This is a genomic window from Acinetobacter lanii (genome assembly GCF_011578285.1).
In the GTDB taxonomy this organism is placed as follows: Bacteria; Pseudomonadota; Gammaproteobacteria; order Pseudomonadales; family Moraxellaceae; genus Acinetobacter; species Acinetobacter lanii.
Genome location: NZ_CP049916.1, coordinates 2,578,043 through 2,592,347 on the forward strand (window position 1 = coordinate 2,578,043; position 14,305 = coordinate 2,592,347).

A 14,305-nucleotide genomic window follows, 5' to 3' on the forward strand; every position below is an offset into this window, starting at 1 on the left:
AGTAATATATTTAAGTCGCTGAGTTATGCTTAAATAAATCACCATCAAAATCACAACAATGATGAACTCATGATGAAAAAAATAATCTTTGCACTTGCTCTACTTTCTTTAAGCCCATGGGCTTTGGCTGAATGTAAAAATGCCAATGTTTATGATGATATTGCCTGCTATGAGAAAGAACTCAAAAGCAGTAAAAGCCAACTCAATCAGACGTATCAAAAGCTCTATAGCGCGCCAGACAGTGAAGGAAAAACTATTTTAGAACACGCTCAAAAGGATTGGCTTCAATATAAAAACAGCCATTGCGATCAACTACAAGCCTATATTGCACGCGAATCATTAGGTGCAGGGTCTAAATTAATCAATCTTTCATGCAATGCTGAATTGATACAGGATCGAATACGAGAACTTAAAGGTTTCCAATAAATCATCAGTTAAGTCTTAAACACGCTCTGGTCTAACTTACTTCGCCCGATCGAGTCGTATTATTTTTAAACTTCCAAATAATGACTGACAGTATTACGCCCTTTATTTTTAGACAGATACAACGCTTGATCGGCAACTTTAGCGATATCCTCCAAATGCTTGCCTGAGTCTGACAAAGCAACACCAAAACTAGCGCTCACTTTTAAAAGGGTTCCATCTGCTAAGTGAATCTGCTCCATTTCAATGGCTTGACGACAGCGTTCAGCTACTTCCATTGCATCTGCTAAATTTTGTTCAGGCAAAATCAATACAAATTCCTCTCCCCCAAAACGTCCGACGATGTCATTGCCTCGTACATGGGCTTTTAGCACCTGTGCGACACGTCTTAACACTTCATCGCCAATATCATGCCCATAATTGTCATTAATTTTTTTAAAATAATCTAAATCTAAAATCACCAACGCATAAGGTAGTTTCTTTTTATACTGTAAGTGTTCAGCATAATCTGTGCTATAACGGCGGTTATACACATTGGTCAGCCCATCAATTTGACTTAAGGTTTCAATCTTGCGTTCACGACGGCGCCATTGCCTTAGTAAAATTTCAAAAAATAAAGCAGAAATCATCAGAATCGGGATATACAAAATCAGCATACTGTTCATCCAAAATGAATTTTTATAAAACTCACTGTTGTTTAAACGTTCACTGAATAACGGAGCATAGGAAATCGCATCAATCGAGGTCAAATAACCAATCCCTACCAAGACCACCGCCACAATCACCGCGATGCTATAAATCACTTTGGGTTGATAAAACACAAAGCCAATCAATAAAATATTGACCACACCCGCCATAGCGGCAGGACTATAAATGCCCACAGTATGCGCCGAGTAAATGAGCAATAGGCCAAAATACAGCGGAATAAACCATCCCATGAATGTGCGGAACGTTTTAAATCGCTTAAAAGTCAGAGAAATGATGAGGATTAGACTGGTGAGTGCGATCTGACAGTAAGTGGTGAACATCCGGTAGTCATGATAACTTTCACTCAGCCAAATGCGGTTTTCAGAATGGTAATTAATCACGTACCATGACAAATGTCCGCACACCGTCAGCAGAGCAAACAGCAGTAACAAAATCCCTTTATTAAAATCAGGCCAATAAATCAGCACATTGTCGGTTTCAAATAAATGAAAGCGGATTTGTGCCCATGCCTGTTTTATTTTATGGATCAGTCGCTGCATTATTTTCATATTATCGGCTAAGGTTTATATCAATTATTTTCGGCAAAATTATTTCAGGGAAATACCCCATGCCTTACTCAGGCATGATTTTTATCCTTTTATGTATAGCATTATCTTTGCTGAAAAATCCAACACTAAATCTATGATTATGTTGATTTATCCTGTTCTAATATAAAAATTTAGAAAATCTTAACTCATCCCAACTTTGATCTTTAGGACTGCTTATAAGCGTTCTACAAACAAGATTCCATTTAAATGATCGACTTCGTGTTGCACAATCCGTGCAGGAAAACCCTGAAAAGACGTTTCAACCACTTCACCATTTAAAGTGTAATAACGCACCTTAATCCGTTCAGCGCGCGCCACATCTCCACGTTCGTTCGGCACACTCAAACAGCCCTCTTCCCCCAATATAGTCTGTTCAGATGCAAACACAATTTCCGGATTGACCATCACCACGGCATCCATATCGGGTGCGTCCGGATAACGAATATTGGGACGCGATGCCACTATAATCACTCGCTTAGACACATAGACCTGTGGTGCAGCAATGCCCACGCCATTACGTTCCAACATGGTGTCCTGCATTGCATCTGCCAATGTATTTAACCATGCACTGCCAAACTCATGTTCGCTGACCGGAGCAGCCACAATGCCAAGTACTGCTTCGCCGCGTTGCGCGACCGCTAAAATTGTCATGCTTGATCTTCCTTTGTATATATGTGTTTGTCTGAGTGGAGATGGTTTTTAATGCTTATCGGCTTTGATGGTAATAGGCGTTACTGCTAGGATTTTTAAAGCTCAGCGTTTTTAATACTCAGCGTTTTGAATGTTTTAGCTTAAATCCGAATGCTTGAATTTTAAACTGATTTATTTTCATATACACATCAATAAACACCGATAAGCATCATTCAAATGAAAGTTTTGAAACTGCAACATACCTCGCTACCCATGCATCTTCCTATTTAAAAATAAATCAAGATATTGCTTATCGCTTGAGCATGTTAAAATTCTGGCATACAGTTTTTGTTATAGGCGCTCATGACCGCACAAGTAAATTATTTTAGTTTGCTGATTCCCATTTTTTTAATGGTGATTGCGGGGATTCTGTTCGTTTTAGCTTTTCTCAATAAAATTTCTAATTATATGAAATGGTTTGCCGCAGCGATTTTTGTCTCTGTCTGTGTGCAAATTTTACAAACCATTGTTCTACCGAGCGATATTTATCGTTTTGCCCCACTGAACTGTTTTCTGTTTTTTATTTCAGTGCTGTGTACCGCACATGCCGTCTATCTTAGACTCGGTATAGCCACCCATTGACGCTTTGTACTCACGACCTTAGTGATCAGTGAGTTAATCCTAACTTATTACTGTTGGGTTGAGCCGAATTTGGATGTTCGGCTGAGCATCGTGGCGATTTGTTCAGTGTTACTGTGCTGCAATAACCTAGTTGACTTGGTGCAGTCAAAATCTTCCCATTTTCTCGATACCCTATTGAAAATCAGTCTATATGGCATGATCTTTGCGATTGTGCTGCGTGCCGTGTATATGGTACTGATTTACAATCAAATCTCATGGATTGAACAACGTGATCTGATTTGGGCATTAACCCAATTTTTGATGCTCTTTTTCGCTATTGTGATGATCACCATTTTCATCAGTTGTTCGATTCAAGACACCTTAATTCGGCTTTCTCGTGAACGCAATTTAGACCCGCTGACTGGCTTAATCAACCGCCGTGCTTTGGACGAACATATTGAACGACTTAAGCTTGAAAACGGCCACAAGCAGCATGCCATTATCCTGTGTGATATCGATCATTTTAAACAGGTTAATGATCAATATGGTCATGCCGTAGGAGATGCTGCATTAAAGCATATCGCGCAGATGATGAATAAAGCCGTGCGTAAGTCCGATGAGATTGCCCGAATCGGTGGTGAAGAATTTCTGATTTTATTGCACGATGTGCATGAAGGTTTTGCCCTCACTGTGGCAGAACGGATTCGAACCGTTGTTGAAATGACACCCTTACAGATTGAACAGCAAAACATTTATATGACGGTGAGTTTTGGTGTGAGCTTTTTTAAACATTATGATGATATTGCTCAAGCCAAGCAAAATGCGGATTTATTGCTGTATCAAGCCAAAAAATTTGGTCGCAATAAAGTTCAGTGGCAACTGCAATCTCAATTAAAAACTTTGAATACGCTTAAGCCTTGAACATCAGATGTGATTCAAAGCGGTTACATGATCCTGTACGCCTGCGCTGTTTAAATCTCTTGCGTTAACAGCGTCATTGAACTGTTGTAACACAACACCTGATTACGTCCCTGATGCTTGGCTTGATATAAGGCTTGATCTGCTCTGCGAATCGTATCTTCTTTGGCCATGCCTTGCTGAGAAAAGGCCACACCAAAACTGGCGCTGAATTGAAGTGGACGCCCTTCTTGGGTTTCAATACTGGCCTGTTGAATCGCTTGACGACATGCTTCGGTCATTTTCAACACATACTCCAAGCTTTTATCAACAAAAATCAAAATAAATTCTTCGCCCCCATAACGACCCACCAAGTCTTGTATTAAGTGCTGTGTTCTCGCATGTTGTAGCGTTACACTCAATTTGCGTTTTTGCATGGATGGGGCTTTAGATTGAGTTAAACGGTTCGAGTCTTCAGAATTAGACGGTAATGGTTTAAATTGCATCGGCTCGACATCAGCAGCTAAGCCTTGAATCTGATCTTTTAAAATTTTTGCAACTTCTATCAGCACCGCATCACCGGCTTCATGCCCAAAATCATCATTGATCTTTTTAAAAAAATCCAAATCCAGCAATGCCACCGCATAAGGCAGTTGTTGTGCTTCAATTTGTTGTAAGCTTTGTCCAATACTGCGTCGGTTATCGATGCCGGTCAGTGGGTCTTTACGACTAATCTCATTAATCAATTGTTCACGGTTACGCCACTGGGTCAGCAAAATTTCAAATAACCCCAAGCTGGCAAAAAAGATCGGAATATATAAGAACATCATACTGAATACCCAGTATGGATTCTCATATAACACTTGTTGATTCAGTTCCGCACTAAAAATCGGTGCATGCGCAAAGGTGCCATTGGAACACAAAAAAATGACCGCCAACAACGCCACAGTAATCGGAATAAAGGTCAGATAAATCATTTTGCGTTCATGCAAAACTAAGCCGACTGTCACCAAATTAATGTAGCCTGCAATGGTTGCAGGACTTGAGATCCCGATGCTATATCCGGCCAAAAGTAGTGTCGAACCCAGATAGGCCACGGCAAAATAAGGCATATACCGCTGAATCAAAGCATGCTGTTGCAAGCGATAGGTGAGATAGGTCAAGCCAAAATATAAACATGTCCCGACCACAAAGACCGTTAAATAAAGGCCAAAGTACTGCGGATTAATCCAATGATTTAAGGAGGGCGTATAAAAGCTGAAAAGCAGCCAAATCACCCAAAAACTGTAATACACGCCGCCCATCAACAAAATCAAAATACTTTTGCGGATGTTGTCCCACTGCATGATTACGCTCGAATCCATAAAGTTTTTTATGCGTTCATTCGTCCTGAAAAACCATGCATTGCTCATAATATGAATCGATTACTCTCTAAATTTTTTTAATGTCAGTGAAATGATTTGAACATATCCGTTGTTCATAAAATCGACTATAGCATAGCGTATTTCAACACTGCTCAAAAATGAATAAAACTTTTAACTTTTTATCTTGAGTCATCAGAAGTGTGCATGGTTTTATTTTAGATGAATATTGTCGAGTCAATGCAGATCAATGTACTCAGTATTCAGCATGGAAGATCAATAGGCTTTGCATGTTTGATCGAAACGAAAATGTGATTCTATGCGTATTAAATACTGTCTAAATAAGGTTTGACTTGGTTTCGTCCACTGTCTTTGGCTTGATACAACGCTTGATCTGCCTGACGAATAATCACCTCTTTACTTAAACTTAGCTTCGACAATGCCACCCCAAAACTTGCAGAAGCATGAATCATGGTCGATTTATTGATATAAATCGGTTCTTTTTCAATTTCAAGACGACAGCGCTCGGCAATGTCCATCGCTTGTTTTAAACTTTTATTCTTTAAAACTAAAATAAATTCTTCGCCGCCAAATCTTCCCACCACATCTTCACCTCGCAGATTCGCAGACAATATTTTCGCGACTTTCTTCAACACTTGGTCACCGACATCATGCCCATAACTATCATTGATCTTTTTAAAATGATCAAGATCTAACAAGACCAAGGCATAGCTTTGCTGATCTTGCTGAATTTGCGACAGATTGCTGGCAATTTTTCGGCGGTTATAAATCCCGGTCAATGGGTCGATTTGACTGATTTCATTGATTTGTTTTTCACGGTTACGCCACTGCGTTAAGAGCACTTCAAATAAGACCAAGCCTGCAAAAAATATCGGAATATACAAATACAGTTGGCTATATACCCAAAATTCATTGTGAATCAAAATACTCCGATTCACTTCTTCACTATAAACCGGCGCATAGGTCATTTTGCCCAACATGCTTAACACAATCGCAATCAGTAGATAAATCGTGATGGGAATAAAAATGATATAAATAATTTTACGCTCGAACAGCACCAAACCGACTGTGACCAAACTGATATAACCTGCAATCGTGGCAGGACTGCTGATCCCGATGGTATAGCCGCCATAAATAAAGGTCAGCGAAAAAAAGATAATCGAGATATAAGGCAAATAGGTTTGGGCATAGACATTATGCCGATAATAATGACACGGCCATATCAACAGAAAACTTAAAATACAGCAGATACTCATGCGGGTGACATGAAATTTAAAATAATCAGGATTCAACCAATGCTGTAAAGAAGGCGTCAATGAACAACCCAAATACCAAGCAATCCACAAAATATGATCGATGCCACCCAAAAACAGCACCAACATACTTTTGTTTAAATTACTCCAATTCATCAACACACTATTGTTCATAAACTGCTGAACAGGTGATGAATGAATGATTTGTGTCAGTAATTTCATTTTAATGCGATGTACTCAGATTAATATGAACATGCCTCATGATTAATCCAGTTCTATTCTTATATCGTGTTCAAAGCAAAATTTGCTTAAAAGCCCCTTTAAATTAAAAAATAAGAGATTTAGTTCTCACTATTGATCTTATATCTATAATTTATCACAACAAATTTACCCCTAAGCTGAAGATAATTCAATCATTTTGTTCAATTTTTTATCACATATACCAATTCATGCTGACCCAATTAAGGCTGTTATTTTTTTCAAAACGAAATTGGCTTAAAAACAGACATCATCATGTATCAGGATTCAATCCTGCATAAACTCATCGTCTGAATATCAGCTCAAATACCCTGCTTTTAATGATGATGGTTTTAATAATGATGGTTTTATTATTGGGCTTTGAGGATTGCCGTATTAATCATCATGCTTTTGATGATGGTTGTTTGATATGAAAATGCACAGTTACATCATCCGAGACGTGAATATTCAGATAATGCGAACCATAGTAAATCACTGCATCAAATTGTTCTGCACCATCATCTAAGCCACTACAGCACCATTGTGTGCCTTGGGGAAAATCGCTGAGCCATGTGGCCTTGTAAAAATCTGACACTGAATCAAACTGAATATACTGCTCAGGCATCGCCATGATTTTCATGGCAAGATCATCAAACTTTTTCAACTGCATTTGTTTAAAATCGATGATCATCGCCACATCCCATCTCAACGATTCAACGTATAAATTTTTAAAGACGAACAGATTTAGCAAGGCTGTGTTGCTGTTGCTTTCTGACCTGTAACCATTGCCACCAACCGAATGCTGCTAAGCCAATAAATGCCGCATAAAGCCCTGCCGTTAAAAATAAATCTTTATAAATAAACATACCGACATAAATGATATTTACAAACACCCACAACACCCAAGTGGCAATATGTTTACGACTGGTCCAATAGGTAGCCAACAAACTAAACGCGGCTAACTGAGAATCCAACATCGGCAAGGCAGCATCGGTAAAGTGTTTTAATACCAAACCAAATAAGAGTCCTCCAACTGCCGCCATGATCATTTGTATGATCACCGTGCTAGTTGCGATTGGCTCGATTCGAATGATGTGTTCTTCTTGTTTACCCCTTAACCAATAGTAAAACCCATATAGATTCACCACCATAAAGAAAAATTGCAGAATCGTTTCACCATACAGCTTAAATTCATAGAACAAGTAGGCGTACAGCACGAAAGCCACAAAGTTAAACAGCCAGCACCACATATTCCTGAGCACTGTCAGCGTCACTCCAATTAGGCTAATGATCACCGCGAAGATTTCTAAAGGAGACATACCATTTACTACATCTGAAGATGCTCTATTATGAAAATGAATCACATAAATACAAGTAGATTAATGCGTCATCGCCCAAATTTCTGATCCCTAAGCAACTCATTATATTTTACCCATTATGACTTTCATCCAGAAAATGAACGCTTAAGTTTTGACCTTACTCTTTACATGATTTACAACTAGAAAGGTACATAGATCTGTACTCAGCCCAATCTTCATTTTTAAATGGAATCAAAGCTTATGAGCAATGCAAGAATTAGCCGTGAAATCAAAGGGCATCTTTACCTCATAGGACTCAACCGAGCAGAAAAACGCAATGCTTTTGACAGTCAAATGATTGATGAACTGTCCCAAGCCCTCACCGATTATGAAAATCAACCTGCGTTGCGCTGTGCCGTGATCTTTGCACATGGTGATCATTTCACTGCGGGTTTAGATTTGGCAGCACTACAAACCAAAATGTCGAGCGGCATCTTTACAAAAGACCCGAAGGTCGTCAATCCATGGGGAACATCTGGTCGCACTCGAACAAAACCTGTGGTCGTCGCGGTACAGGGCTATTGTTATACCGCAGGGATTGAATTGTTATTAAATGCCGACATTGCCATTGCTCAAGCCAATACGCAATTTACCCAAATTGAAGTACTGCGTGGCATTTTACCTTTTGGCGGAGCAACTTCACGCTTTGTAAAAGCAGCCGGATGGAATAAAGCCATGCGCTATCTGCTTACCGGCGATGTTTTTGATGCTCAAACTGCGCTAGACCTTAATTTAATTTGTGAAATCACCTCCAATCACCCTTTACAACGTGCCATTGAGTTGGCTGAGAAAATCGCAACTGCAGCACCGCTTGCCGTTCAAGCCACAATTGCTGCAGCTAAGGATGCCCTTGAGCTGGGTGAAAAACAGGCCTTTGCCAAACTCAATCAACATTTACAGCCTTTACTTAAAACACAAGATCTACAAGAAGGCGTTGATGCCATGTTAGAACGCCGAGCACCGAGATTCGAAGGTAAATAAATTCGATTACAGCATAAATAATCAAAATGTTTTAAAACAGTTAAAATCACGCCTGCTTAAAGCAAAAAAAATAAAGGGATATTCAAATGCACAATGCCCAAGCTAAAAATTCAAATGAAATCAGCATTCAAAAACAACAATTCAAAGCCCTCGATGGTTACGTCCTAAGTGGCATTCGATATCACCTTCAATCTGAGATTAAAGCCAAAATCATTGTGGCCAGTGCTACAGGAGTACCCCAGCCCTTTTATCGTCGCTTTGCTGAATATGCCGCTAAGCTCGGCTATGAAGTGTTGACCTTTGATTATCGTGGCGTTGCTGATTCTGCACCTGCACAGCTTAAAGGCTTCGAGATGTCCTATTTAGATTGGGGGGCTTTAGATTTAGCAGGTGCTATTGAGTTTTTGGCTGAGGATTCAATTCCTCTCTTCATCGTTGGGCATTCTTATGGTGGTCAAGCCTTAGGTCTTACACCCAATCATGACAAAGTCAACGCCATGTACTGCTTTGGTACAGGCGCAGGTTGGTCAGGCTATATGCCGTTTAAAGAAAAATTTACAGTGCAAGTGATGTGGAATATCATTTTCCCACCCATAGTTGCCCTCAAAGGCTATTTACCTTGGAGTAAACTGAATATGGGGGCTGATCTCCCTTTAGGGGTCTACCAACAATGGCGCAAATGGTGTAAACATCCAACGTATTTCTTTGCCGATCCAGAACTACCAGACCTGAAACAACGTTATGCCAACGTGAAAACCAAGATCTTTGCAGTCTCTGCACTAGATGATGACTGGGCTTTACCCAACTCGCGTCATGCATTTATGCAACATTACACGCATGCCAATTTAAAATTTATTGATATTTCTGCATCAGACTATGGACTGAAACAGATCGGTCATATGGGGTATTTCAGAAAAGGCGCTGAACCGATTTGGAATGAGATGATCCACACCTTAGAACAGCTTATCTAAGCTTATTTTTATTTCACTATTGATAACATTATTAATTAGACATGTTCATTAAAGCTGATTTAGAGCACTCATCCTGAGCATTTATATATGCTTTAACTTCAAGTTAGCTAATTAATTCATAACTAGGCCACTAAGCTTCTAAATTCGCGTTTATGCTCCACCCCATTGGCATCGACATGCGTATAGAAAATACCATAACGACTCGCATAATATTCAAGGGATTGATTTTTATAGGACCAATAAATCGACCATTCTTCAAAATCAAATTGATTGATTTGACTACGTGCTTGCGTTGGCATCTTATTTAAAAATTCATATTGAATCTGATTGGCATAATCTAATTTTGATTTTTTATAAGCTTTTTCAAATAACAATTTAGCCACATCATCAAACATTCGGATATCTTCTTGACTAATGATTTCAGCTACTGCAATACGAGGCTCGTTGATCACTTTCGGAGAAGGTTTAAGCAGTTTGCTTAAATCAAATACAGAATTTCCTCCTAATCCTTGAATTTTGGGTTGAAATACAAATTTCCACACAACATATAGAAAAATGATGAACAACAATATAATCATTAATTTCATAGCATTCCCCTTTTCGGAAATTCCAAAATAAAAAATTCAACACAAGTAGAATGAGCCATACAAAATTTTATAATCGCGAGATAATCCATTTTGATTTTTCGATCTAATCTAAGCTTGTCCTGCTTACCGTTGATTATTCTATCGCTATGCTGATATGACATTTTTATTTAAGTGTAACAATTATTGACCATGTAATTTTTAAAATACGATCTATTTAACATTATAAATCCATTCTGAGATTGATCATAAAATAATCTATTATTTTATCTTATTCAATTACAAAGTAATTTTTAATACAAATTAAATCATTCAAATTTTTTTTTGTTTTATATGATCATTATTCTATTTGATAAACATTACACAAATAATCTTAGTGTTATGACGCTAACAATTCAAGTATTGATTTATGAAATTTTTCAAGCATAAAAAAACACCCTGCTCGATAGAGTCAGGGTGTTTTTAGGAATAATGAGCTGGCGATGACTTACTCTCACATGGGTAACCCCACACTACCATCAGCGCTAAGAGGTTTCACTTCTGAGTTCGGGAAGGGATCAGGTGGTTCACTCTTGCTATTGTCGCCAGCACAACTGTTTATGGATACTCGCTTAGTCTTACGTATGTGCTAAGTGTTTTTCCAAATGAGTTATTAACAGAAATACTTGAGTTGTTTAGTTTAACTAGCTTGATCACTAAATCAAGGTGTTTTGATGAATATCGAATCAACTGATGCTTTATACAACAACTGTTTGGGTGTTGTATAGTCAAGCCTCACGAGTAATTAGTATTGGTCAGCTTCACATATCACTATGCTTCCACATCCAACCTATCAACGTTGTAGTCTTCAACGGCTCTTTAGAGGACATAAAGTCCTAGGGAAATCTAATCTTGAGGTAGGCTTCCCGCTTAGATGCTTTCAGCGGTTATCCCTTCCGAACATAGCTACCCGGCGATGCGACTGGCGTCACAACCGGTACACCAGAGGTTCGTCCACTCTGGTCCTCTCGTACTAGGAGCAGATCCTCTCAAATTTCCAACGCCCACGGTAGATAGGGACCGAACTGTCTCACGACGTTCTAAACCCAGCTCGCGTACCTCTTTAAATGGCGAACAGCCATACCCTTGGGACCTGCTTCAGCCCCAGGATGAGATGAGCCGACATCGAGGTGCCAAACACCGCCGTCGATATGAACTCTTGGGCGGTATCAGCCTGTTATCCCCAGAGTACCTTTTATCCGTTGAGCGATGGCCCTTCCATACAGAACCACCGGATCACTAAGACCTACTTTCGTACCTGCTCGACTTGTGGGTCTCGCAGTTAAGCGCGCTTTTGCCTTTATACTCTACGCGTGATTTCCGACCACGCTGAGCGCACCTTCGTACTCCTCCGTTACTCTTTAGGAGGAGACCGCCCCAGTCAAACTACCCACCAGACATGGTCCTCGCTCCAGATCATGGAGCAGAGTTAGAACCTCAATATTACCAGGGTGGTATTTCAAGATTGGCTCCACTAGAACTGGCGTCCTAGTTTCAAAGCCTCCCACCTATCCTACACAAGTAAGATCAAAGTTCAATGTCAAGCTGCAGTAAAGGTTCACGGGGTCTTTCCGTCTAGCCGCGGGTACACCGCATCTTCACGGCGAATTCGATTTCACTGAGTCTGCTGGAGAGCAGCCGCCCCATCATTATGCCATTCGTGCAGGTCGGAACTTACCGACAAGGAATTTCGCTACCTTAGGACCGTTATAGTTACGGCCGCCGTTTACTGGGGCTTCGATCAAGAGCTTCGCTTACGCTAACCCCATCAATTAACCTTCCAGCACCGGGCAGGCATCACCCTATACGTCCACTTTCGTGTTTGCAGAGTGCTATGTTTTTAATAAACAGTTGCAGGGGCCTGGTTTCTGTGGCTGCTCTCAGCTCAGGAAGCAAGTTCCATCACCAAAAGCAGCGTACCTTCTCCCGAAGTTACGGTACCATTTTGCCTAGTTCCTTCAGCAGAGTTCTCTCAAGCGCTTTGGTCTACTCGACCTGACCACCTGTGTCGGTTTCGGGTACGATTCCTGTGTAACTGAAGCTTAGAGACTTTTCCTGGAAGTATGGTATCAGCCACTTCGCTGTACAAGTACAGCTTGCTATCAACTCTCAGCATAGAGCACCCGGATTTGCCTAAGATGCATGCCTACTGTCTTTCACCTGGACAACCAACGCCAGGCTGACTTAACCTTCTCCGTCCTCTCATCGCATTACACAGAAGTATTGGAATATTAACCAATTTCCCATCGACTACGCCTTTCGGCCTCGCCTTAGGGGTCGACTCACCCAGCCCCGATTAACGTTGGACTGGAACCCTTGGTCTTTCAGCGAACGAGTTTTTCACTCGTTTTGTCGTTACTCACGTCAGCATTCGCACTTCTGATACCTCCAGCAGACTTCTCAATCCACCTTCATCGGCTTACAGAACGCTCCCCTACCACTTGCAATAAATTGCAAATCCGCAGCTTCGGCATGTAGTTTTAGCCCCGTTACATCTTCCGCGCAGGCCGACTCGACTAGTGAGCTATTACGCTTTCTTTAAAGGGTGGCTGCTTCTAAGCCAACCTCCTAGCTGTCTATGCCTTCCCACATCGTTTCCCACTTAACTACAATTTTGGGGCCTTAGCTGGCGGTCTGGATTGTTTTCCTCTTGACTACGGACGTTAGCACCCGCAGTCTGTCTCCCGGATAGTACTCATTGGTATTCGGAGTTTGCATCGGTTTGGTAAGTCGGGATGACCCCTAGCCGAAACAGTGCTCTACCCCCAATGGTATTCGTCCGAGGCGCTACCTAAATAGCTTTCGGGGAGAACCAGCTATCACCAGGCTTGATTAGCCTTTCACCCCTATCCACAAGTCATCCCCTGGCTTTTCAACGACAGTGGGTTCGGTCCTCCAGTTAGTGTTACCCAACCTTCAACCTGCTCATGGATAGATCGCCTGGTTTCGGGTCTACACCCAGCAACTAAACGCCCTATTAAGACTCGATTTCTCTACGGCTCCCCTATGCGGTTAACCTTGCTACTGAATGTAAGTCGCTGACCCATTATACAAAAGGTACGCAGTCACCGAACAAGTCGGCTCCCACTGCTTGTATGCATGCGGTTTCAGGATCTATTTCACTCCCCTCACAGGGGTTCTTTTCGCCTTTCCCTCACGGTACTGGTTCACTATCGGTCAGTCAGGAGTATTTAGCCTTGGAGGATGGTCCCCCCATATTCAGACAAGGTTTCACGTGCCTCGCCCTACTCGACATCATCATATCAGCCCTTTCGTGTACAGGACTATCACCCACTATGGTTGCACTTCCCAGAGCATTCCACTAAAACTGATATGACTTAATGGGCTTTTCCCCGTTCGCTCGCCGCTACTAAGGGAATCTCAATTGATTTCTTTTCCTAAGGGTACTGAGATGTTTCACTTCCCCTCGTTCGCCTTGCAACACTATGTATTCATGTTGCAATACCTACCTTATGGTAAGTGGGTTTCCCCATTCAGAAATCTCCGGATCACAGGATATTTGCCGCCTCCCCGGAGCTTATCGCAGGCTATTACGTCTTTCATCGCCTCTGACTGCCAAGGCATCCACCACATGCACTTAATTACTTGACTATACAACCCCAAACAGTCGTTA

The 14,305-nt window shown here is 41.0% G+C and carries 12 protein-coding genes and 2 rRNA genes; 5 read left to right on the forward strand and 9 right to left on the reverse strand.

What is annotated here, in order from left to right:
- The first annotated feature begins 69 nt into the window (after nt 1-69).
- A complete protein-coding gene (locus tag G8D99_RS11625; RefSeq protein WP_227554323.1) occupies nt 70-426 on the forward strand; it encodes a lysozyme inhibitor LprI family protein in 357 nt (118 codons plus the stop codon).
- A 65-nt stretch (nt 427-491) separates the two neighbouring features.
- Here the strand turns inward: G8D99_RS11625 and G8D99_RS11630 are convergent, their stop codons facing one another.
- Together G8D99_RS11630 and def are read right to left on the reverse strand one after the other, a co-directional pair.
- Nucleotides 492-1,679 carry a GGDEF domain-containing protein gene (locus tag G8D99_RS11630; protein WP_166326085.1) on the reverse strand — a complete coding sequence of 396 codons (1,188 nt, stop codon included), beginning with the start codon at nt 1,677-1,679 and terminating at the stop codon, nt 492-494.
- A 213-nt stretch (nt 1,680-1,892) separates the two neighbouring features.
- Nucleotides 1,893-2,369 carry a peptide deformylase gene (gene def / locus G8D99_RS11635; protein WP_166326088.1) on the reverse strand — a complete coding sequence of 159 codons (477 nt, stop codon included), beginning with the start codon at nt 2,367-2,369 and terminating at the stop codon, nt 1,893-1,895.
- A gap of 342 nt (nt 2,370-2,711) precedes the next feature.
- Between def and G8D99_RS11640 the strand changes: the two genes are divergently transcribed.
- Both G8D99_RS11640 and G8D99_RS11645 read left to right on the forward strand, forming a co-directional pair.
- Entirely contained in the window at nt 2,712-2,990 is a 279-nt protein-coding gene (locus G8D99_RS11640; protein WP_166326091.1) for a hypothetical protein, read from the forward strand.
- Nucleotides 2,991-3,011: 21 nt separating this feature from the next.
- Nucleotides 3,012-3,890 (forward strand): GGDEF domain-containing protein, encoded by an 879-nt coding sequence (locus tag G8D99_RS11645; RefSeq protein WP_166326094.1) that lies wholly within the window; start codon nt 3,012-3,014, stop codon nt 3,888-3,890.
- A 50-nt stretch (nt 3,891-3,940) separates the two neighbouring features.
- Here the strand turns inward: G8D99_RS11645 and G8D99_RS11650 are convergent, their stop codons facing one another.
- The 4 genes from G8D99_RS11650 to pnuC form a co-directional block, all read right to left on the reverse strand.
- Nucleotides 3,941-5,212 carry a GGDEF domain-containing protein gene (locus G8D99_RS11650; RefSeq protein ID WP_166326097.1) on the reverse strand — a complete coding sequence of 424 codons (1,272 nt, stop codon included), beginning with the start codon at nt 5,210-5,212 and terminating at the stop codon, nt 3,941-3,943.
- Nucleotides 5,213-5,553: 341 nt separating this feature from the next.
- The gene (locus G8D99_RS11655; RefSeq protein ID WP_227554324.1) at nt 5,554-6,723 is read right to left on the reverse strand and encodes a GGDEF domain-containing protein; all 1,170 of its coding nucleotides are present in this window, start codon (nt 6,721-6,723) and stop codon (nt 5,554-5,556) included.
- Nucleotides 6,724-7,141: 418 nt separating this feature from the next.
- Nucleotides 7,142-7,429: a hypothetical protein gene (locus tag G8D99_RS11660; RefSeq protein ID WP_166327750.1), complete on the reverse strand. Its 288-nt coding sequence runs from the start codon at nt 7,427-7,429 to the stop codon at nt 7,142-7,144.
- A gap of 37 nt (nt 7,430-7,466) precedes the next feature.
- Nucleotides 7,467-8,057 carry a nicotinamide riboside transporter PnuC gene (gene pnuC / locus G8D99_RS11665; protein ID WP_166326100.1) on the reverse strand — a complete coding sequence of 197 codons (591 nt, stop codon included), beginning with the start codon at nt 8,055-8,057 and terminating at the stop codon, nt 7,467-7,469.
- A gap of 240 nt (nt 8,058-8,297) precedes the next feature.
- On the opposite strand from pnuC, the gene G8D99_RS11670 reads away from it, so the two are divergent.
- Nucleotides 8,298-9,077, forward strand: a complete 780-nt coding sequence (locus G8D99_RS11670; RefSeq protein ID WP_166326103.1) for a crotonase/enoyl-CoA hydratase family protein — start codon at nt 8,298-8,300, stop codon at nt 9,075-9,077.
- Between the two features lie 86 nt (nt 9,078-9,163).
- Nucleotides 9,164-10,048 carry an alpha/beta hydrolase family protein gene (locus G8D99_RS11675; RefSeq protein WP_166326106.1) on the forward strand — a complete coding sequence of 295 codons (885 nt, stop codon included), beginning with the start codon at nt 9,164-9,166 and terminating at the stop codon, nt 10,046-10,048.
- Nucleotides 10,049-10,170: 122 nt separating this feature from the next.
- On the opposite strand, the gene G8D99_RS11680 is transcribed toward G8D99_RS11675, so the two are convergent.
- The 3 genes from G8D99_RS11680 to G8D99_RS11690 all read right to left on the reverse strand — a co-directional run bounded on the left by G8D99_RS11680 (nt 10,171) and on the right by G8D99_RS11690 (nt 14,283).
- Complete coding sequence (locus G8D99_RS11680; RefSeq protein ID WP_166326109.1) at nt 10,171-10,635, reverse strand: hypothetical protein; 465 nt, start codon at nt 10,633-10,635, stop codon at nt 10,171-10,173.
- Between the two features lie 471 nt (nt 10,636-11,106).
- Nucleotides 11,107-11,221 (reverse strand): 5S ribosomal RNA (rrf, locus tag G8D99_RS11685).
- A gap of 174 nt (nt 11,222-11,395) precedes the next feature.
- Nucleotides 11,396-14,283, reverse strand: a 23S ribosomal RNA gene (locus G8D99_RS11690).
- Nucleotides 14,284-14,305 lie beyond the last annotated feature (22 nt).